Annotated in this window: 20 protein-coding genes; 17 read left to right on the top strand and 3 right to left on the bottom strand. The window is 43.7% G+C overall.

Annotation, left to right across the window (positions count from 1 at the left end; all coding sequences use genetic code 11):
* Positions 1-270: 270 nt before the first annotated feature.
* Positions 271-711 (top strand): Lrp/AsnC family transcriptional regulator, encoded by a 441-nt coding sequence (locus VRK_RS14575; RefSeq protein WP_059122041.1) that lies wholly within the window; start codon positions 271-273, stop codon positions 709-711.
* Positions 712-723: 12 nt separating this feature from the next.
* On the opposite strand, the gene VRK_RS14570 is transcribed toward VRK_RS14575, so the two are convergent.
* Entirely contained in the window at positions 724-1,671 is a 948-nt protein-coding gene (locus tag VRK_RS14570) for a LysR family transcriptional regulator (RefSeq protein WP_059122040.1), read from the bottom strand.
* A gap of 110 nt (positions 1,672-1,781) precedes the next feature.
* On the opposite strand from VRK_RS14570, the gene VRK_RS14565 reads away from it, so the two are divergent.
* Both VRK_RS14565 and VRK_RS14560 read left to right on the top strand, forming a co-directional pair.
* Positions 1,782-2,753: a DMT family transporter gene (locus VRK_RS14565; RefSeq protein WP_197413116.1), complete on the top strand. Its 972-nt coding sequence runs from the start codon at positions 1,782-1,784 to the stop codon at positions 2,751-2,753.
* A 327-nt stretch (positions 2,754-3,080) separates the two neighbouring features.
* Positions 3,081-4,037, top strand: a complete 957-nt coding sequence (locus VRK_RS14560) for a transposase (RefSeq protein WP_059122038.1) — start codon at positions 3,081-3,083, stop codon at positions 4,035-4,037.
* 280 nt (positions 4,038-4,317) lie between these two features.
* Here VRK_RS14560 and VRK_RS14555 read toward each other — a convergent pair whose 3' ends face one another.
* Positions 4,318-5,763, bottom strand: a complete 1,446-nt coding sequence (locus VRK_RS14555; RefSeq protein WP_157371988.1) for an alkaline phosphatase — start codon at positions 5,761-5,763, stop codon at positions 4,318-4,320.
* A gap of 233 nt (positions 5,764-5,996) precedes the next feature.
* Here VRK_RS14555 and VRK_RS14550 point away from each other — a divergent pair, with 233 nt between their 5' ends.
* The 9 genes from VRK_RS14550 to VRK_RS14510 all read left to right on the top strand — a co-directional run bounded on the left by VRK_RS14550 (position 5,997) and on the right by VRK_RS14510 (position 13,970).
* A complete protein-coding gene (locus VRK_RS14550; protein WP_059122036.1) occupies positions 5,997-6,515 on the top strand; it encodes a DUF3299 domain-containing protein in 519 nt (172 codons plus the stop codon).
* Positions 6,516-6,729: 214 nt separating this feature from the next.
* Positions 6,730-7,311, top strand: a complete 582-nt coding sequence (locus VRK_RS14545; RefSeq protein ID WP_059122035.1) for a class I SAM-dependent DNA methyltransferase — start codon at positions 6,730-6,732, stop codon at positions 7,309-7,311.
* 175 nt (positions 7,312-7,486) lie between these two features.
* Positions 7,487-8,092 (top strand): thermostable hemolysin, encoded by a 606-nt coding sequence (locus tag VRK_RS14540; RefSeq protein ID WP_059122786.1) that lies wholly within the window; start codon positions 7,487-7,489, stop codon positions 8,090-8,092.
* A gap of 10 nt (positions 8,093-8,102) precedes the next feature.
* Positions 8,103-9,614, top strand: a complete 1,512-nt coding sequence (locus VRK_RS14535) for an AMP-binding protein (RefSeq protein WP_059122034.1) — start codon at positions 8,103-8,105, stop codon at positions 9,612-9,614.
* A gap of 66 nt (positions 9,615-9,680) precedes the next feature.
* A complete protein-coding gene (locus tag VRK_RS21480) occupies positions 9,681-10,343 on the top strand; it encodes a TenA family transcriptional regulator (RefSeq protein ID WP_059122033.1) in 663 nt (220 codons plus the stop codon).
* A gap of 61 nt (positions 10,344-10,404) precedes the next feature.
* Entirely contained in the window at positions 10,405-11,025 is a 621-nt protein-coding gene (locus tag VRK_RS14525) for a tetratricopeptide repeat protein (RefSeq protein ID WP_157371925.1), read from the top strand.
* Complete coding sequence (locus VRK_RS14520) at positions 11,022-11,678, top strand: response regulator (RefSeq protein WP_059122031.1); 657 nt, start codon at positions 11,022-11,024, stop codon at positions 11,676-11,678. The genes VRK_RS14525 and VRK_RS14520 overlap by 4 nt, the downstream gene beginning before the upstream one ends.
* Positions 11,668-13,092 carry a sensor histidine kinase gene (locus VRK_RS14515; RefSeq protein WP_059122030.1) on the top strand — a complete coding sequence of 475 codons (1,425 nt, stop codon included), beginning with the start codon at positions 11,668-11,670 and terminating at the stop codon, positions 13,090-13,092. The genes VRK_RS14520 and VRK_RS14515 overlap by 11 nt, the downstream gene beginning before the upstream one ends.
* 65 nt (positions 13,093-13,157) lie before the next feature.
* Positions 13,158-13,970 (top strand): SDR family oxidoreductase, encoded by an 813-nt coding sequence (locus tag VRK_RS14510; protein ID WP_059122029.1) that lies wholly within the window; start codon positions 13,158-13,160, stop codon positions 13,968-13,970.
* Between the two features lie 295 nt (positions 13,971-14,265).
* Here the strand turns inward: VRK_RS14510 and VRK_RS14505 are convergent, their stop codons facing one another.
* Positions 14,266-15,792, bottom strand: a complete 1,527-nt coding sequence (locus VRK_RS14505) for an AMP-binding protein (RefSeq protein ID WP_059122028.1) — start codon at positions 15,790-15,792, stop codon at positions 14,266-14,268.
* A 716-nt stretch (positions 15,793-16,508) separates the two neighbouring features.
* On the opposite strand from VRK_RS14505, the gene ectA reads away from it, so the two are divergent.
* From ectA to VRK_RS14480, 5 genes are all read left to right on the top strand, one after another.
* Positions 16,509-17,060 (top strand): diaminobutyrate acetyltransferase, encoded by a 552-nt coding sequence (gene ectA, locus VRK_RS14500; protein WP_059122027.1) that lies wholly within the window; start codon positions 16,509-16,511, stop codon positions 17,058-17,060.
* Positions 17,061-17,181: 121 nt separating this feature from the next.
* The gene (gene ectB / locus VRK_RS14495; RefSeq protein WP_059122026.1) at positions 17,182-18,447 is read left to right on the top strand and encodes a diaminobutyrate--2-oxoglutarate transaminase; all 1,266 of its coding nucleotides are present in this window, start codon (positions 17,182-17,184) and stop codon (positions 18,445-18,447) included.
* 9 nt (positions 18,448-18,456) lie between these two features.
* Positions 18,457-18,840: an ectoine synthase gene (locus VRK_RS14490; protein ID WP_059122025.1), complete on the top strand. Its 384-nt coding sequence runs from the start codon at positions 18,457-18,459 to the stop codon at positions 18,838-18,840.
* A gap of 85 nt (positions 18,841-18,925) precedes the next feature.
* The gene (locus VRK_RS14485; RefSeq protein ID WP_059122024.1) at positions 18,926-20,353 is read left to right on the top strand and encodes an aspartate kinase; all 1,428 of its coding nucleotides are present in this window, start codon (positions 18,926-18,928) and stop codon (positions 20,351-20,353) included.
* A 681-nt stretch (positions 20,354-21,034) separates the two neighbouring features.
* Positions 21,035-22,075, top strand: coding sequence for a type II asparaginase (locus VRK_RS14480; protein ID WP_059122023.1), 1,041 nt, complete (start codon positions 21,035-21,037; stop codon positions 22,073-22,075).
* The last annotated feature ends 118 nt before the right edge of the window (positions 22,076-22,193 follow it).

Here is a 22,193-nt window from a genome sequence, read left to right as displayed (position 1 = left end):
TATCAACATGAGAAAAATTCATGATTTGGGTGAATCTTCTTACTTGTGGGGACAGTCGGTTTTTGATTTGTAAGGCAGCCACGGAGTTTGGGTACGAGGACAGTCGCTTTTCGATCTTACAAGGACAGCCACAGAACCGAGCGCCCTCTTAAGACGACTGTCCTTTTAGGGGTCCTTTTAGGGGCAGACAGCGATAAAGAAACGGGTTTACATTACAACCGTCATCGTTACTATAGCCCGAGCACCACTCTTAAACACAATGAGTTAAAGATGGATCGATTTGACGAAAAAATATTGCAAGAGTTGGCTCGTTTTGGGCGAATCTCGAATGTTGAACTTGCTGAGCGGGTTGGGTTATCCCCTTCGGCAACTTTAAGAAGAGTTCAGGAGCTGGAACGTAACGGAACGATTAAAGGTTACCGAGCGGTCATTGACAAACATAAGCTAGAGATTGGTTTTGTTGCTTATGTTTCCATTGGGTTGTCGGATCATAGTAAAAGTGCCCAACTGGCATTTGAGGCACATGTTCAGTTTGCACCGGAAGTGACCGAGTGTCATAACATCACCGGTGATAATGAGTACTTACTTCGTGTTGAGACGAAAGATTTGCTGGCTTATAAGCGGTTCCATTCCGAAGTATTGGGAGAATGTGCCCAAGTCAATTCGATTACCACCATGGTGGTGATGGATTCGCCGAAAGATGAGCGGTGAATGATTGTTAATCTATTCAGGGTTAATATTTTTCTCTGGATAGGGAATCATATCCTGTATCACTTCCCGACAAAGAGAGCGAAACCACTGACTACCGGGATCATCTGTCAGCGCTTTGGGCCAGCAGAGATAATATTTCGGGTCCGGAAAGGAGAAAGGGAGATCTCGAATCGTCAGACCAAATTGATCTTGGAATCGTTCGGCCAGTAAACGGCTGGAGCTGAGCAGTAGATCAGTTTGTCCTACGGTTGCCAATGCCGCAAGAAAATAAGGGGTTCGGAAGGAAAATCGTCGCTCTTTGACCTGTTCTTTAAGCGCATCATTGATGAAGTTTCGAGATGTTCCGCCCATGCTGACCAGAATATGGTTATGCTGTATATAATCATCCAACGTGATGTTGGGTTTACTCGCCAACGGATGATTTCTCGACATAATACAGCCGAATTTCTCTCGCCCAAGCAGGCATCGTTCAAATGAGTTGGGAACCTGAATGTAATTGCTCACGAGCACGACATCAACATGATGTTCTGTCGAGTGGATCAGGCTGGTTTCGGTAATCGTACTGGTTTCGAGCGAGGCATGTGGGGCACTTTGGTAAAACCGAGAAGCGATGTAAGGCACGTAAGCTTGAGCCTGATAGTGAGTTGTTTGCAAGCGAAATGAACGCTCACTTTGACCCGGAGAAAAAGTACGGATGGAGTTGAGACCAGCCATTTGCTCAATCATCTGGCGAATTGGGTATTCAAGCGCAGCGGCTTTCGCGGTCGGAACCATGCCTTTTGACGTCCGGATAAACAGCGGATCGTCAAATGCGTCACGCAAACGTTGTAACAGACGACTCATTGCAGACTGACTTAAAAACAGGCGATTGGCTGCTTTACTGACGTTCCGTTCTTCCAGTAGATAGAGTAATCCCATTAATGATTTCATATCTACATGCTGTAATTCTGACGATAACATCTGTTTATCCCATTCTTTGCATAATTGTTAGAAACATTATGCATTGGATTGTTTGGGAAGAGAACCGCATGATATGGCTAGGAAGATTATTTTTCGCAAGGGGATGAGTGGTGAACATATCACGTAACTTTATATATGGGCTGTTATTGAGTTGTACAACCATGATTGCGTGGGGAATGATTGCGATAGCATTAAAATTATCGAATGATTTTGCTGATCCAGTGACACTCACATGGCTGCGTTTTACGGTTGCCGGTGCCATCGTTTGGTTATGGCAAAAACGGCACAACCGTTTAGTCCAGTATCGGCAATTAAAACGTTCAGAATGGATGCGTTTGGGGTTGGCCGGGGTGTTATTAATGATTAATTACACCTGTTATGCATGGAGTTTGGTTTATCTGACACCGGGCTCTTCCCAATTAAGTATGCAAATGGCACCTTTGTTTTTGGCGATTGGGGGCGCTGTTTTCTTTAAAGAATACATTTCATGGCAGCAATGGGGATGTTTTGCTTTGTTGTTTGTGGGGCTACTGATCTTTTTCCACCCTGTATTGCGAAGTGGGAGCGGGGCAGAAACAACAGCATTGCTGACTGGGTTGACTATCATTTTCGTGTCTGCGTTGACATGGAGTCTCTATGCACTGGTCCAAAAATCCCTCTTTAAACACCTTGATTCATCCAACATATTGTTGGGGATTTATCTCATGGCTATGGTTGTCATGTTGCCTCTGACATCCCCGGCAGATTTGCTGAAAATGTCACTGGAAGAGTGGTTGATTGCACTGTTTTGTTGCCTGAATACTGTCGTGGCTTATGGGGCTTTTGCCAAATCGCTGACATATTGGAAAACGGTACAAGTGAGTTCTGTTATCGCAGTGACGCCTGTGATGGCTTTCTTACTGACCGAGTTATGTGTCGCTATGGGATGGTGGACAGACGTGATAGAGGCAGCACAAGCTGACTGGTTGAGTTTATGTGGAATGGGGCTGGTGGTTTTTGCGGCAATCAGTGTTCAGCTTGTGAATGTTAAGCGCCGTGAGAAAGTAACGACCAGTGAGGTGACGGAGCCATCTACGGCCTGATAGGTCTACCGGGGACAGACGTTTTAGGACGGTCTACCGAGGACAGATGCTATATAAAATAAAAACCATGCTGCAGATTTTATATCCGGCATGGTTTTTTGGTTCTGGGGACAGACATGTTAGTGAACGGGGGCTGAGGGCAGACACTTTGGATGGAGGGACAAACTCCCAAGGAGCCCTTAGAATTAGATAAGTATGTCATGCTTTATCAACATAAAGGTTACATCAAAAATGTTATATGACACGTATCATATAACATTCCATGTTTATCTTAACATTATGATTTGAAATACTTTTGTGCACTCATTCGTCAATATGGATTTTCTGATGACAATTGCCAGAGCACAACTTGTTTCTCTCAATACCACTGCTTATTATCACTGTGTATCTCGCTGTGTCCGACGTGCTTTTCTTTGTGGGGAGGATCCACTGACGGGGCAGTCTTATGAGCACCGTCGTCAGTGGGTCGAACAGCGCATTTTGGCTTTGGCTCAGGTGTATTGTATCGATATCTGTGCTTATGCTGTGATGAGTAATCACTATCATCTGGTTGTGCATATTAATCAAGCAAAAGCTCAACAGCTTTCCGATCAAGCTGTTATTGCACGTTGGGGGAAGGAACACCTATTACCACAGCTGATTTTACGCTATCTGAAGAATCAAGTGTCTACGGGTGAAATACCGACTTGTAAAAACATGATTCATCTCTGGCGTGAGCGACTCTACTCCCTCAGTTGGTTTATGAAAGAGCTTAATTTTAGTATTGCCAGGCTGGCCAACCAAGAGGATCGGTGTGGTGGCCATTTCTGGGAGGGACGATTCAAATCACAAGCTCTACTGGATGAGAAAGCGCTTTTGGCTGCCATGGCGTATACGGACTTGAATCCAGTTCGAGCTGGTATCGCACCGACACCGGAAACCTCGCAATATACTTCTATCAAAAGACGATTGGATTCATTCAAGTGTCGTCAATTTAAGCCTCAGGGACTTCTACCGTTTGCCGGGGACACAAGTTTGGAACAAGCGGATGCTATTCCATTTCGTCTGATTGATTATATTGAATGGGTGGATTGGGTTGGTCGACAGATGAGAGAAGGCAAAACGGGTTATATTGTGCCTCATCAGCCCGCAATCTTGGTTCGATTATCTTTGGGACAACAAGAGAGTGTCGATTTGTGTTCCCAACTGGAACAAAAACGTTGCCTCTGGATTGGAACATCGGAACAATTAAATGCAGTAAAAATTCAATTAAACAAACAACGCATCCATGGATTATCGATTTAATATCTATCCTGCCTGATACACTGCAAATCATCTAACAGATATGCTCAGAGACATATGTAAATATTGATTCTGTTGAGAATACTCTGATATATCCACGCAATATTAAAGCTTCCGCCTGCAATTTCTATTTGGAATGAATCTCCTCTCCTAAAAAGGTATCTCAGAATGTATTTTTGTATGTCCAAATTAGAGTGTGTGTCCAAATAAAAAACCATGCTGAAAGATATTACACCCTCGGCATGGTTTTTCGTTGTATTGTATTGACAGTAATCAGGTGACGTTACTTGGTTAAACCCAGCGCCTCATTCATCACATGGAAGATGTAGTTTTGCTCTACAGCTCCTTGGAAAAGATAAGCTTCAGGTCCGCGGGCGAAAATAGCGACATCTTCACCTGAGTGCGTTTCAGAGGATAGTTTTACCAGCGATTGCTGTTTGTAGTCTAGAGCTAATACTTCTTGCTCTGTAGGATTAGAACGTGCGCCTTTGACAGCACCCGGACCATTTCCGTATGACAGTGTTGTATAACGTTTACCATAATCATCGACGTTGTACTGACCGTTTTTCTTTGACAGGCCGAGAATCGGATTGCCACGATCAGCATAGCCATTTGAAATCAAAGTATGTGCATGGTCTGCGGTTACAATGATGAGTGTATCTTCAGGGTTGGTTTTGTCTAATGCTGCTTTGATTGCATCATCATAAGCAACGGTATCAATCAGTGCACGTGCTGCATTGCCATCATGATGGGCGTGATCGATACGTCCGGCTTCAACCATTAGTAAATAACCATCTTTATTTTTGGACAGAATATCAATCGCTTTAGCCGTCATCTCTGCCACGGATGGCTCGCCATCTCTGCGGTCCGATTCATATTTCATATGGCTACTTTCAAACAACCCAAATGCTTGTTTGGTATTGCCATTCAGCGCATCAAACCCTGTTTTATCGTAAACGTACTGAGCATCTGGATGTTTTGCCTGCCATTCTGAAATCAGGTTACGACCATCTTTACGTTTGCCTTTTTTACCTTCAGGGTCAACCGTTGTTGCAGGCAGGAATTCACGACGTCCGCCTCCAAAAACAACATCCATGCCTTTACCACCGTTGAAATTGATTAATTGCTGTGCAATATCAATACAACCCTGATTTTTAGCAATGTTTGGAAGTTTAGTATCATTTTCCCAGTTACGATCGGCTGCATGAGCGTAAGTGGTTGCCGGCGTTGCATGCGTAATACGTGCCGTTGAAACGACTCCGACGGACAGTCCTTTCTCGGCAGCCATTTCCCAAGCTGTTTTGGCTTCGTGGCCGATTTGGGTGTTACAAAAACCTCTTTGAACGTTGTCATCAACGCTGATAATGCCTTGTTTGGTTTTTACGCCGGTGACCATTGCGCTTGCTGTGCCAGCTGAATCTGGCGTTTGGGCATCGGTATTATAAGTCTTAGAAAGGGCGACATAAGGGAGCTGTTCCATGGCGAGTTGATACTCTTCACCCAGCATACCACGGCGCTGCCCTTCATAAATTCGAGCGGCAGTGATTGTTCCGACACTCATACCGTCACCGACGAACAAGATGACATTTTTAGCCGGTTTATTAATTGGCTTATTCGCTTTTGCTTTCGCAATCTGTTGTTGAGCCTGAACAAACCAAGCATCATTTTTTTGCGGTGTATTGATTTGAGATGTGTCACTGGTTGATGCACAACCGACAAGTGACGCCATCAGTCCACTGGCTAATAAAAGATGGTTGTTTTTCACAAAAATTCTCCATGTTTCTTTTTTATAATATCCACTGATACCACATTGAGATTAGTCATCTATTAACACTGATGAACATGAATCATTTATGAATAAATCATTAAATTTTTGTATGGCTGTATTTTTTATAGATTGATTCAGTATATTGATGGACAAGATAAATCAGTCCTTAAAATAAAGTTTTGGATGAATCTATGATGGAAAGAAAAGCGGTTTGGCTGGTATTTTTTTATATCGGATTGGGTTTACTGTCAGGGCATGTCAGTGCGCAGAGTCAGCAACAGTCAGTCATGACATTATCATGGGAAGATTTAATTCCTGAGGGGGAACGGCATCAGGATCCACCTGTTCGTACAACACCCATTGATCATGACAATGATACTCCCCCACAGTTGAAAATTGGTGGTGTTCGGCATGATCTGGATGGAAAAATGGTGAGGATCCCCGGATTTGTCATTCCACTGGAGGGAGATGATAAAACCGTGACAGAATTTCTGTTGGTGCCATTTCTCGGTGCATGTATTCATGTCCCACCACCGCCTCCAAATCAGATTATTTATGTCAAATTTGAGCACGGTGCTCCGATCAGGCAGTTATGGGATATTGTTTATGTTGTCGGTCAGCTCAAAACAGAAACGATGAATCTGGATTTGGGAGAAACGGGCTACGTGTTATATGGGCAAGATCTTGATGATTATGAGTCGTCGGATAAATAAGAATAAATAAGGACAGACACTGCAGAGTTTTGAGGGGACAGACACGCCAGCGATTTTTACTGAGAACTGCTGGTCTAATGACCAATTTTCTACTTTCGTGATGGCGAGTTGGGACGTAGGTGACAAATCTGTATGGTGATGAATAGGTAACGCTATGAAGCGAAGATTGTTTTGGTTATCCTAAGCCTTGAATCGGAGTTGGATGGAGGTCACGATGGCGAAGGATTGGGATGAACTCGCTACGGCTTGGGAATCTGATCAGGTCAATAGAGAGCTGACAGAAAAAGTATTTGCCGAATTAACGAAGAATATTAATTTGGAAGGCAAACACATTCTGGATTTCGGATGTGGAACTGGCTTGTTAAGTGAGATGATGTCGCCACAAGCTCGCTCGATTATTGCGTTGGATTCATCAGAAGCTATGATCGAAGAGCTCGATAAAAAAGAACTGATAAATGTTGAGCCTGTTGTTGACGCTTTGACGAGAGGGCTCGTTGCTCAGCATCCAGCTTTTCGTAAACAGTTTGATTTGGTGGTTGCCGTCTCTGTGTGTGAATTTTTACCGCATTTGGCTGAGTCTTTAGAGATTATTTATTCGCTGCTCAATCAGGGGAGTGCATTTATTCACTGGGACTGGATCATTGATGATGAAGACAGAATATCGGGCTTAGGCATGGTTGAAATGCAGGATGAGTTGATTCAGGCTGGTTTTGCCGATGTGAACGTGGCCCAGGTCTTTAAGGTCAAAACCGCGCAAGGAGTTATGTCTGTCATGATGGGGATTGCGATTAAATAATTTATCGTTACAACTCGACGTGTTTCAATTGTCATCTCAATTTCAATTATAGTTTTAGAAAACAGCGCATCGATGGCGCTGTTTTTTATGCTTGCTTTTTCTTCAGTTTTCTCTCTTAAGTTTTTCTTAAGTTTTATCTCTTATGCTGCTTTCAGGTCTTCAAGAGGGTTGAATGATGCAAGCAGCTCTGTGCGATTCTTCAATGACATTAGAGATGATTGGTGAGACGCATCCAATGCGTCATCAGGTTGAACGGTATATAGCCGAAAGATATTCTTATGCATTTGATGCCAATATTGAGCAATTCATGCCACTGTTTTTAGCTTTGCTACAGGGAGAGGAAATTCAGTCAATTTGTGGTTATCGAGCTGCTTCTGAATCCCCGCTATTTCTGGAACAATATCTGGATTGTTCGGCAGAAAAGGCTGTCTCTGAGGCTTTTGCACAAACCATCGGGCGCACGACGTTGATTGAATTTGGGCAACTAGCCTCATTCTCCAAAGGATTATCACCATTTCATTTTTATCTGATTGCGCAACGCTTGGTTGAGATGGGATATCAGTGGTGTATCTGTACGGTCACAGATCCACTTTATGCGCTGATGAAGCGCTTAGGACTCAACCCAATCGTGGTTGCTCAGGCTGATGCTCAACGTATTAATAATGCTGATCAGTGGGGGTGTTATTATCAGCTTCGTCCCCGAATTGTTGCTGGCGATCTTCAACAAAGTCTGGCCCATTTGAAGCGTTATTGGTTGACCAAAGGTATCTGTATAGAGTGAGACATTATCAATGAGTGAAACCATATTATCTGCATTATTTTCCCATGCGAGTCAGCGCCCGGAGGCCATTGCATTTATCGGCCAGAATGTGTTCGGTGAACCTGAGACACTGACATTTCAACAACTGTCTGAACAAATTTGTCATTATGCTGATGTGTTTAGCGCATTACAGTCACATTGCATCGCCATCTATGCAGAGAACAGTTTGTCTTGGTTGATTGCCGACTTAGCCGCAATGTATGCACAGATTCCTTGTGTACCACTCCCTAAATTTTTTAGTCCCGCTCAGATTGAACACGTCCTCTCTCATACGGGGACAGACACGCTTATCTATGATCAGCCTCTGCTGGGATTTGAGCCCTGTGGTGAACTGAAAGAGTGCGTCATTGGGAGGCGTTCTGAACTCCCCCATGAGTCTGAGCGATCTCATTGTGTTAACGAGGGAATTTTACCGGGGACAGTCAAAATTACGTTTACCTCGGGTTCAACCGGGCAGCCCAAAGGGGTGTGTTTGAGTCAGCAGAATCTTGATCAGGTGACATCAAGTCTGGCACAGGAAATGGCAAAACAAAGTGGTCTGGAAAAACATCTGGTGATGTTGCCCTTGTCCACATTGCTGGAAAATATTACAGGTGTGTATGTCCCCCTAGTGCTTGGTTTGACATCGGTGGTGGTGGATGGGGCATTGGTCGGGCTTCAAGGCTCGAGTCAGTTTTCTCCGGAGCAATTTGCCGGTGCATTGATGCAATATCAACCCAATTCGCTGGTACTGACACCGGCGTTACTACACGCGTTGATCGCTGTGACTCGCAATCTTCCGCAGCTCGCTGCATCGCTTCAGTTTGTCGCTGTCGGCGGTGCGAGAGTCACACCGCAAACATTGGTTGAAGCTCATCGCTTAGGGTTGCCGGTGTATGAAGGATACGGATTATCTGAATGTGGTTCGGTGGTTAGTCTGAATACACCGGAAGCGAACTGTCCCGGAACCGCAGGAAAAATTCTGCCCCATGCTGACGTGCGGATTACTGATGATGGCGAGATTCTCGTCAGAGGCGCTGTCGCACTCGGGTATATCAATCAGCCTTTGGCTTCAGAATGGGTGGCGACCGGTGATTTGGGTTATGTTGATGAGCAGGGGTTTTTATCGGTTCGGGGGAGGAAGAAAAATCAGATCATTACTGGGTTCGGCCGCAATATTTCTCCGGAATGGATTGAGTCTGAAGGGCAGCAATGGGATGCCTTGCGAAGTTTAATTGTGGTCGGTGAAGCAAAGAATCGGCTTATGGGCGTTATTCTGTCCCAGGATGTGGAAAAAGTAATGGCTGCGATCGTCGCGTTGAATCGTCAGCTTCCTGATTATGCCCATATTTGCCAGGTGATTTTGGTCTTGTCACCGCAAGAATACCGAGCTTTACTTACAGCAAACGGGCGTCCTAAACGGCATCTGGTTGAAGAACAGGTTAACTTGTGGTGCGACGAGATTGCGTCTTTTCAAAATATGATAAAGCGAATTGATATTTAATCTTAACCTTGGGTATTTAAGATTACCTTGGGTATTGAATCTAACATTGATTGTGGAGTGGAACAGATGAGTGATTTTTTTAATCAATTGCAAGAAGCAACTCGACCTGCTCGTGAGGCGATGCTATCTGCACCGATTATCGCTGCATGTAGTCAGGGCAACATTAATCTGGCTCAGTATCAGGCATTTCTGACACAAGCATACCATCATGTAAAACATACGGTGCCGTTGCTAATGGCATGTGGTGCTCGCCTCGGAGAAGATAAAGAATGGTTACGGACTGCAATTGCGGAATATATTGAGGAAGAAATCGGTCACCATGAGTGGATTTTGAATGATATTCGTGCTTGCGGTGGGTCTGCCGATGATGTGCGCCACAATCAGAATGATGGTGCGGTTTGTACAGCAATTGAACTGATGGTTGCTTATTTATATCACCAGATTGATCGCGGTAACCCCCTCGCTTTATTCGGCATGGTTTGGGTATTGGAAGGGACGAGTGTCGGTATTGGCGGTCAGGTTGCTCAACAGGTTAAGCTGACGCTCAATTTGCAAGACGATGCATTGACTTATCTGACTTCTCATAGTGAACTTGATCAGGAGCATATCCAGTTTTTTGCTCGCCTGATGGCGCGGATTACCGATCCGGATGAACAGCAAGTGATTATCCGTTCTGCCAATATGGTATTTCAGTTGTACGGACAAATGCTACAGACGTTAACCCAATAAACGGCAACCAATTGTCGTCAAGGAGCAACAGGTTATGAGAGCGAGTATAAGAAACCGGATAATGACAGCATGCTGTCTTTTGATTGGGTCATCATCCGTATGGGCAAGTGGTGTTGATCCGCTGGTCACAATTCAAAAAAAGTGGGCTGAGTGTCAGTATCAATCAAAGGATGAGGATCAGCAGGTGTACTGTCTGGAGAATCTGGTTAAATTGGGTGAAAGCTCGCTTCAGAATGCTTCGGATCGCAATGATTTAAAAATTTGGCTGGCAATTAGTAAGAGTTCACTGGCAGGCGCAGACGGTGGATTAGGTGGACTCTCTTTGGCGAAACAAGCCAAAGCTTTACTGGAAGACGTAGTAAAAACAGCACCGGAGACATTAGATGGCTCAGCATATGTCACATTAGGGACACTGTACTATAAAGTGCCGGGATGGCCAGTTGGGTTTGGCGATGATGACAAAGCTGAGGAGATGCTCAAAAAAGCTTTAAAATATAATCCGGATGGGATTGATCCCAACTATTTTTATGGTGATTTTCTGGCGGAAGACGGGCGTAAAGCTGAAGCGATTAAATACCTGAAACGTGCTGCGGCGGCACCACCAAGAGAAACGAGACCGCTCGCCGATCAGGGTCGGATGGCAGAAGTTCAGCGACGTTTGAAAGAGTTAGGTGCTCAATGAGACTATTGCTGGTCGAAGATGATGTGTTATTAGGACAGTCGATGGTGACGGCATTGAGTCGTCAGGGTTATACGGTTGACTGGCTTGAACGAGGTGCCGGTGTTGTAACTGCTCTGAAAACAGAGCAGTTTACCGCGATTATTCTTGATCTCATGCTGCCCGATATTGGCGGATTTGAGGTTCTGAAAGCGGTGCGGCGTGCCGGATATTCATTACCGATTATGATTTTAACCGCTCGTGATGAAATTCAAGATCGGGTGAAAGGATTAGATGGCGGGGCTGACGATTATCTGGTGAAGCCATTTGCGCTGGAAGAGTTGTTGGCCCGTTTACGCGTGATGATTCGGCGACTCTCCGGTGCTACAGATAGTCAGGTGGAAGTCGGAGACTTAGTGTTGTCTCTGGACAGACAGGTTGTGTTGTACCAAGGACAGGCACTGAAGTTGACTAACAATGAATTTAAGTTGTTGGCATCGCTGATGAATCAGGCCGGACGGGTGATGAGTAAAGAGCAGCTTCAGCAGTCGTTACACGGTTGGGATGAAGGTAGCAGTGATAACGCGATTGAAGTTCACATCCATAATTTGCGCAAGAAAGTTCCGGGCAATGTGATCAAAAATATTCGTGGTGTAGGATATATCATTGAAAAATAATAAAAAAATGTATTCTATAAAAAAGCGTATTACGTTGTCGATGATTGCGCTTTCTTCGGTGTTTATTCTTATTTCATTGTTTTTCAGCTATAGCTCGTCACATCATGAAATTCTGGAAGTTTATGATGCACGGTTAGGACAGACGGCCAAACTCTTTTTATTAAGTCTGCCGGATTCCGGCTCGCTACGGGTGAGTTCTGAAAATGTCAGTCAGCTAGATAGCTGGATGCAAAACATCCGAGATGCACATAGTGATGATGAAGCAACCGCTTATGGGCATCCATATGAACAGAAATTACTGATTCAGTTATATCGGGATGGCAAAGTCGTCTGGGGTTCGCACCTACGTAATCATGTGATCGTGCATGATCCTACTTATTCCGGATTTGGCTATGTTGAGATAGCGGGCAAGGAGTGGCGGTATTTCCAACTTCCCTTAAAACGCAATAATTCGCAGCATTCTGAGTACATTATTATTGCGGAGCAGCAAGCCGTTCGCAATGAAATGATCACTGAACTGGCATTTTCCACGCTGGTGCCACAGTTGGTGCTGATCCCCTGTTTAGCACTGGTGTTGTACTTTTTGATTGATCGCCACTTTGCCCCGATTACCGAATTGCAACAGGCCATTTCCCGGCGGAGTGTGAGTAAGCTCGATTCTGTGACTGTCGGGCTCGATACCACCGAGTTGTCATCGCTTGTGACAACCTTAAACCGATTGCTTGCTGAGCTGGATAGTGCGTGGAAACGAGAAAAACGTTTTACCGGTATGGCGGCTCACGAGTTAAAAACACCGTTAGCCGTGTTGCGATTGAATGCTGAAAACGCATTAAACAGTGAGCGGGAAGAGGATTTACATACTGACTTACACAATATTTTGCGAGGCATTGAACGTTCCGATCGTCTGATTCAACAGTTGCTCACTTTAGCCCGGGTTGAAAATATTCACAGTATGGAACGGGTTGAGATTAATTTAAAACGCTTAGTTCAATATGTCATGGGAGAACTCGCTCCGCTGGCATTACGGAATAAGCAAGAGATGTCACTGATTGGGGATGACTGTCAGATTCCCGGAGATGAATCATTACTGGGGATTCTACTGAGTAACCTGATTGATAATGCCATTCGCTATGCTGGTGAGGGGCAACAGATTATGGTTACGCTGAAAGATTTGCCGGATAAGGTGCAGGTTTATGTCTCCGATACCGGTGAAGATCTTACTGCAGAAGCCCGTGAAAAATTGTTTGAAAGTTTTTATCGTTCAAATCGGGAAAGAGGTGATGGTGCAGGATTAGGGCTGTCGATCACCAGAGATATCGTTAAGCTGCATTATGGGACGGTTGAACTGCTGCCCCGAGAGAATCAGGCCAATACATTTTTGGTGTCATTAATGAAAAATCAGCATGAGCTTTAGTCTTCTTTTTTGTCGAAAGAAAAAAGAAGTAGCAAAGAGACGAAATAATATAAGGAACATTGGGTATGGATTTGCAGCGTAAACGTGTTTTGTTGACGGGAGCCTCGGGCGGTATCGGTCATGCGATGGCGACTGAGCTGGCATCTGCGGGTGCGCATCTGTTTTTGGTCGGACGAAATCACGAGAAATTAGAAGCAGTCAGAGCCACCCTTTCTGAACCAGAAAAACATGTTGTATTTTCTGCCGATCTCACTTGCGAAGCGGATCTGGAACGATTAAATCATGCTGGCAATCAGTTGAATCAGTCTGGCGAGGGAATCGATATCGTGATCAATAATGCGGGTGTGAATGAATTTAACGTTCTCGTCAATCGTACAGTTGCATCCATACAGCAGGAACTGAACGTGAATCTGTTAGCACCGATGTTAGTGAGTCAAATGGCTCTGAATTGGTTGAATCGTCCGGGCATTATTTTGAATATCGGTTCGGCATTCGGGGGCATCGGTTATCCGGGTTATACCGTTTACTGTGGTGCCAAAGCAGGAATGTACCGCTTCAGTGAAGCGCTGGATCGGGAATTGGATGGTTCCGGAATCCGGGTACTGTATGTTGCGCCCCGGGCAACGGATACAGATTTGAATTCGCCGCTGATAAAACAGATGAATCAGGAACTCGGAAACCGTAGTGACTCGCCGCAGGTAGTTGCAAAACTGGTTATCGAGTCCTTAAAACATGAAACAGCATCTCGTTGGATTGGTTGGCCGGAAAAACTGTTTGTACGGGTGAACCAGATTTTCCCTATGGTCGTCGCTCAGTCTATTCGCCGCCAGCAAGCGAGAATCCATCATTTCATTCGTCTTATTCATTCAGAAAAATGATGAAAACAATACAATAAATTCTTAACTAAATGAATTGGTGTGAATTGCACACAATGTCACAATTGTTTTTTGTTTGGTGGCATTTTTTTGATGTAATTCACATATTTTTTGTAAGAAGTCACGTTTAATAACCCAACTGCTTGATAAAGATTAAAGCTGATAACGTCAGTTGCAAGTATCAGTAATAAGCGCGGTGACTAACAACGCTGGCTGAAACGAAAAAAATATAATAAAGCATAAATAAGGGCCTGTCTCAGACAGGCCCTTATTTTTTACTGCAGATGAATATAGCGGATTATTTGTCGTATTCTGGCTGTGACCACATTCCTCGATTCTGATGCCAGTAGGTCCGGTAATAATCTTCTCCTGAATCATGCCAAAAACCGAGTGGCTGATTAGGGAAACTGTTTGTGCATCGTAGATTTTGTTCCTCAATCAGAACATGACACCCTAATGTAGGCGTCATGATGTATTGTCTGTCCACGCAAGCCATGGGGTGGCCGATCAAAAAAGAACCTGCAATATCTTCTTCTTGAGATGCAGGGATCACGCATATATCGGTTTGAATATAGGAATAAATGTATTCGAACAGGTGCGGATAGTTGATAGCGCCGCTGACGATTAGTGCCTGTAAAGACTTTATGGTATAGAAATGTCCCGGAGAAAACGCCTCTTCCCGTAGATGCTCCAGATAGGCGGAGGAAATATGTATGATATTACTTTTGGATTCTTCTGCCAGAGACCATAGTGCATTCATATTGGGGAAGAAAGGGGCACCATCGTAAAATACGAGGGTTGCACCGCTGGCAAGTGCTGACGTATGCCAGAGCAAAGTCGTGCTACTGCATGAGCAATGACTGAGTAAGCGAGTGCCTGGCTGAACATTGCAATGGAGTTGATGCTCTTTTAAATGATTGAGAATTGTCCCCCCGATACGATGGATGATTCGTTCGTTCTTACCTGAAGGTCGCTGGTGGTGATAAATGAAGAGCGGGTCATTAAAGCCGATCCGTTCATACTCGATTCCTCTGGGTAGATAACTGGCCAGAATCGCCTGCCAGTCTGAAAATGTATCGACATAGTTGGATGAAAACTGCGGGGTTTGCAAGTATTCGATCTGACATGTATTGATCAAACTTGTCAGGTGATCAACCAGTTTTCGATTATTTTCTTCGGTATTGATTGTCGCCCCGGCTCTGTTATATCCATTGCTACAGAATAATATTTTGGGTTGCAGTGGCTGAAAACATGCCATAGCGGTTTGAATATCAGTATCCTCCGGGGCGAGGGAAGACCAGATCGCCCCCAGACTGGTGACTGCCAGCAGAGCGATAATGGTTTCGGGTATATGAGGGAGATAAGCAACAACAACATCACCTCGCTCGACACCGTTTTGAGTCAGCCATTGCTGGACGAGTGACACCTGATCACACAGTTGTTGCCAGGTCAGCGTTTTTGTCTGGCCGTTTTCATTTTTAAACCAGAGAGCAATGGCATCTGGCTCCTGAAATGCATAGGAAAGTAAATTTTCAGCATAATTGAGCTGTGCCTGAGGAAACCAGAGCGTATCTCGAGCCGCGATGAATTTATCCCATTTGGCAATTGCTTCACCGAAGACACAATCTCCCCTGAATCCGATGACGTCACAGTATTGCCATATTTCCAGCCAGAATTGTTTACTGTTGGTCACCGACCACTGATGAAGTTGTTCAAAACCTTCAAGCGCTTCACCTTGCATGTTGATGTGTTGAATAAATTGGTAAAGGTTTGATGAACGAATAGATTCTGGACTCGGTATCCATAATTGAGCATCGTTTGCCATAGTTATATCTCGTTGTCGTATACAGAGTTGTCGTATACAGATAAGTTAATCGGCGGCACTTACCATTCCCATTGCTGGATCTACGGAATCTTTCTGATGAGCACAATCATACTCAGAGATATCATCTGAAGATACATCTTTAAAGTCTTGTAAGATTTGGTGAAAACGTCAAATAAGAAAGTGTTATTGAATGGGCTGAATAGCGAATAAAGTGAGGTGTCTGACAAAATTTAGATAAAAAAATAGCCAGCCACAATATTGGTGACCGGCCGTAATTTATTGTGAACAAATATTCATTCACTAACAACGTCAGTTGGCTAGGTGACCCTCGGCTTAAGAAGGGTCAGTTTAAATAATGCATGAAGCGTGCCAACTACAAAATACCACGATTTTGTGCGTTTTGTAGGCAAAATAAGTCATATGAGCCCTTATCTTTGCATATTAAAAATGCAAAATGCAAAATGCAAACAAAATGCTAGTGATACCATTGTCATATTATTGTTAGAGAAAATTCATATAAATTAAAAAACATTTTGTTATACATCTAAATATTCGATGTCTTAAGTTATATTGTGAATTTATAATTTTTATTGTTTTAAATCAATATATTAAATTTGATTTGGCTGTTTTTGTCTAAACTTGATCTTGAAATAAGCATAATTCATGTGTTAGTGTTTTAGGAAATTAATTAGAGTTCAAAAGAATTAGGCATTGTCATGATCACCAACATACCATGGTCAGAAATGGCTAGAGCTACACTAGAGCGAAATCATTCGCAGTGGATTTTTAGAACCCCCGTTCGTTCAGATGGTCAACGGATTCACGAATTGGTGAGTTTGTGTCCACCATTGGATGAAAATTCTGCATATTGTAATTTTTTACAGTCAATTCATTTCCAAAAAACTTGCATTCTTGTTGAACAGCAAGATGATATTTTGGGATTCATTTCTGCTTATCGTAAACCGGACAAGCCTTCAGAGCTGTTTATCTGGCAGGTTGCCGTTCATCCGTCTGCTCGAGGGAAAGGTTTAGCATTTGATATGTTAAAGCAGCTGATTTCTCAAGAGCATTTGCAGGATATCGAAGCGATTGAGACCACGATTACCAGAGATAATCAGGGCTCTTGGAACCTATTTAAGAAATTCGACCGTGCTAACGGTCTACAAGGGCAGGTTTCGACATTCCTCGATGAGACGCGACATTTCGATGGACAGCATGAGACGGAATATCTGTATCGCATTCCGCTTGAGTCAATACCACAGACGTAGTGACGACTGAACGTAAGTAATCCCTGAAGTGACAAGTACACTCCAGCGACTGCTGTCGTCTGTTTGCCCAATTTACCCAATCCATACATAGAAAATTCAAACAAAGGAAATGTATTCAATTATGAATATTTTCAACGAGAAAGAGTCAAACGTACAATCGTATGCCAATCACTTCCCTGTCGTGTTTGCGACGGCAAAAGGGAGCTGTCTGTATTCCGAACGTGGTGACCGCTATCTTGATTTTTTATCCGGTGCCGGTGCATTAAATTACGGCCATAACAATGCCATTTTGAAGCAGGTATTGCTGGATTATATTGACCGGGATGGTGTCACGCATGGTCTGGATATGTATTCACAGGCTAAGGCTGAATTTTTACAGGCACTTGAACATCACATTCTTCGACCACGTATGCTGGATTATAAAGTTCAGTTTACCGGGCCAACCGGTACCAATGCGGTTGAAGCTGCATTAAAGCTGGCCCGAAAAGTGACTGGGCGCAGTAATGTTATCGCCTTTACTAATGGTTTCCATGGTTGCTCGTATGGTGCGCTTGCCGCGACCGGTAATCAGCATCATCGGGGAGCAGCCGGACTACATTTACATGGCATTCAGCGTCTGCCGTATGATGGATATGCGGGACAAGATGGCTTGAAACTGTTTGAAACCATGTTAACCGATGGGTCTTCAGGAATGGATCAACCAGCGGCCGTACTGGTTGAGACCGTACAGGGTGAAGGTGGACTCAATGTGGCTTCCGAGAGCTGGTTGCAACGTTTGAATACGCTTTGTAAGCGCCACAAAATCTTGTTGATTGTCGATGACATTCAGGCCGGGTGTGGCCGTACAGGGACCTTCTTTAGTTTTGAACCTGCCGGCATCACACCGGACATTGTGACGTTATCGAAATCGATCAGTGGTTATGGTCTGCCGATGTCACTGGTACTGATGAAACCCGAACTGGACGTTTGGGAGTCCGGTGAGCATAACGGAACATTTCGTGGTAACAACCATGCATTTGTAACCGCAACCAAAGCCATTGAAACCTATTGGACCAACCATGATCTTGAGCATCACATCGGTGAGTGTGCCCAAGAGGTTGCTGACGTTATCGAAAACATGATCCATCGATATCCTGAGTTGCTTTCACGACGTAAAGGTCGTGGGTTGATGCAGGGGGTGGAATGTATTTCCGGTGAGGTCGCAGAAAAAATTGCCCGGGAATGTTTCAAGCAAAGCATGATCATCGAAACAGCCGGTCCTGACGGTGAAGTTCTGAAGTTCTTCTGTCCATTGACGATCAGCTCCGACGAGCTGAAAGAAGGACTGGATATCTTCCAGCGTGCGACAGAGACCGTAGCCCCGCAATACATCAAAAAAGCATCTTAAGGGATTGTTATGATTGTCAGAACATTAAAGGAATGTATTCAGAGTGAGCGACGTGTGGTATCGGAAAACTGGGAAAGTGTCCGTATGTTATTGAAAGATGACAATATGGGATTCTCATTTCATATTACGACGATTTATCAGGATACCGAAACACATATTCATTATAAGAATCATCTTGAATCCGTGTACTGCGTCTCCGGTAGTGGCGAAATTGAAGTTGTCGGTGGGGAGACTTTCCCGATTGAACCGGGAACGCTATACATCTTGGATCAGCATGATGAACACTACCTACGGGCTTATCCCGGACAGAATATGGTGATGGCTTGTGTCTTCAACCCGCCTTTGAATGGGCAAGAAGTCCATGATGCATCCGGTGTTTATCCGCTGAGTTAAGTCATCGTCAACGTTTATTGTGATGTTGGAGGAATGTATCTATCCGGGCAGTCTGAAGACTGTCCGGTCATAACAAGGAGAAAACATGTCATTCACCGTAGAGAAAATCGGCGGTACATCAATGACTGCATTTGATGCAGTTATGGAAAATATCCTGCTACGGCCGGAAACCCCCTATCAACGTATTTTTGTGGTTTCTGCTTATTCAGGAATCACCGATGCGTTATTGGAATGTAAAAAAACCGGTCAGCCCGGTATTTATCAGTTAATTGCCCAACGAAGTGAGAAGTGGCAGGAAAAAATGGAAGAGTTAGAGCAACGGATGATGCTTATCAACCAGAATATTTTTGCTGACCCGATGTCTCGTCTGCGAGCCGATAAGTTTATCCGCTCTCGTTTGTCTGAAGCGAAGAATTGTATCCGTAATATTATGGATACCTGCCAGCATGGACAGTTTTCACTGAATCGTTATCTGCCGCAGATTCGAGAGTTTCTGTCCTCTTTGGGAGAAGCACACAGTGCTTATAATACAGTTTTGAAACTGAAGCATTCCGGGATTAACTCTCGTTTTATTGATCTGTCGGGATGGAATGAAGATCACCACGGTGGTTTGGATGATGTCATTCGTCAGGCATTTAAAGACGTTGATGTGACATGTGAATTGCCAATTGTTACTGGTTATGCATATTGCGATGAAGGCCTGATGAAAACGTATGACCGAGGCTACAGTGAGATGACGTTCAGTCGAATTGCAGCTATTACGGGGGCTGATCAGGCCATTATCCATAAAGAGTATCACCTGAGTACGGCTGATCCGGGTATTGTGGGCGCAGATGCTGTACGTCCGATGGGAGAGACGAACTTTGATGTTGCTGACCAGCTTGCTAACCTTGGTATGGAAGCGATTCACCCGAATGCAGCGACGGGACTGCGTCAGAAAAATATTCCATTGATTGTGAAAAACACCTTTGAACCGGAACACACCGGGACACGGATTTCAGGTGAACATGATCCGGATAATCGTCGTGTGGAAATCATTGCCGGCCGCGATAAAGTTTTTGCGCTGCATTTATTTGATCAATCAATGGTTGGATTGGTCGATACTGTGAGTTATGAGATGGCAGAGATGATCGCAGAAGCGAAAGTTGATCTGATTGGAAAAGAGATGAATGCCAACTCGATGACTTACTATTTACATGGGCAGAGTGATAGTTTGAACCGTTTGCTGGCGAGTGTAGAACAACGTTATCCGGCGGCATCTGTTTCGGGCAAAATGGTTGCGTTGATCTCGGCGATCGGTGCTTCTATGGATACATGTGAAGTGTTGGCAAATGGGATGGTTGCATTGGGCCTGGGCAATATTCAGCCGATGGCCGTACATTCGTCACTCAGAAATGTCAATGTGCAGTTTTGTGTAGAGGATAAACATTATCATCAGGCGATTTGTTTGCTCCATGAAATGTTGATTGAAGAGAATTGTCCTAAAAGAAATGCAAGTAGTTATGCCGCCTAATATAAATTAAACATGTGCATAAGAACACCAAAACCGGATGACAGATACTGTCATCCGGTTTTTTATAACGCGTTTGTTCTGATATTTTGTAGAGAAACAATAAAATAAATGTGAATTAAACATTAATCATTATTTTATAGAATGTGAATGCAAGTTGAAAAATATACATTTCCCCTGATGTTTCATATGAATTTATTAGGAAATTTGATGATCGATTATCTGGTAAGAATTATTTAAATTGATTTTATGAAATGGTCATGATAAGTGAAATTTATTTTTATAGTCGCGATAGTATTCATTCTATATTTAATGGTTTTCATCAAATAACATTAATCAAAGTCTCGGAATGGAAATGGAATATTTTTAACAAAATAGTAAATTTTCAAGATAAAAATTAAAATTGATGGGTCAGTTTATAAATTTAATAAAAATATTTTAATTTTGATGTTTGTCAGGTTTTTTTTGCAGAAAATGTTGCACAATTTGAGTGCAATTGGTCTTGGGACATCATGATAGAGTCCGATGTATTTGATTATATCGGCTGATGCATATGTTTGGCATATATTTACGGACAATGATGAAAATAAGGACATTACCTTTATCTATATTCTACATACTTTTCGTTTAAGTACGAAACTAATTGCGATAAAGATTATAGAAATGAATTAAAAGGTAAATGAAATGAATAAAAAATATCTATCCAAAACGATGGCTGCGTTGATGCTCTGTACCTCTTTTGCTTCTTTTGCAAACGCGGATAAACCTACTGTCAAAATTTACGCAACTGGAGGAACCATTGCGGGAAGTTCTGAATCAAATATGGATACAACAGATTATAAAGCCGGAAAAATCGGTGTTGATCTGCTGATCTCTGCTGTACCTGAGTTAAAAGATTTTGCCCATGTGATTGGTGAGCAAATCGCAAACACAGACAGTAATAATATTAATCAGAATATTTTGTTAAAGCTTAGCAAAGCGATCAATCTGCAACTGGCTGATGCCAAAACCAGTGGTGTTGTGGTGACTCATGGTACTGACACACTTGAGGAAACCGCGTTTTTCCTTGATTTGACAGTGAAAAGTGACAAACCTGTGGTTATTGTTGGCGCAATGCGTCCGGCAACTGCGATTAGTGCCGATGGTGGCATGAACTTGCTGGAAGCTGTCAGACTGGCGTCTGATGATGATGCGAAACACCGTGGCGCAATGGTTGTGCTGAATGACCGGATCGGCTCTGCATTTTATACCACCAAAACCAATTCAACGATGCTGGATACATTTAAAGCAACGGAGCAGGGGTATCTGGGCGCATTCTTAAGTGGTGAACCGCATTTTTACTATGAGCCAACAAAACCGGTTGATAAGCCTTATTTCGATATCAGTCATGTCAAACAATTACCAAAAGTGAAAATCCTGTATAGCTATCAAGATCAAGATCCTGCGTTGCTCCATGCAGCAATCAAAGATGGTGCGAAAGGGATCGTGATTGCAGGAACCGGCAACGGCTCTTTATCCGATGTTATGCTGGAAGCAGTACAAGAAACAATGGGTAAAGGGATTCCTGTTGTTCGTTCAACCCGCACCGGTAACGGATTCGTAACGCCAAAACAGGAAGGGATCGGTTCCGGAGTTTATAATCCTCAGAAAGCGAAAGTGCTTCTGTCTCTGGCACTGGCTCACGGTGACAACCTTGAGACAATCAGAAATTACTTCGAAAACTAATCTCCACTGATACATATCTTCCAAAGGGTCTGCGGACCCTTTTTTATTTTATGCCCGCTTGCTGTTTTCTTAACGGGACGGTCACTTTAGCACTAACGTCATTAACTTAGCAGGACAG

The organism is Vibrio sp. MEBiC08052 (assembly GCF_001506075.1).
Lineage (GTDB): Bacteria > Pseudomonadota > Gammaproteobacteria > Enterobacterales > Vibrionaceae > Vibrio.
The sequence above is the reverse complement of the archived record's forward strand: the minus strand, read 5'-3'. Positions and strand labels throughout refer to the sequence as shown.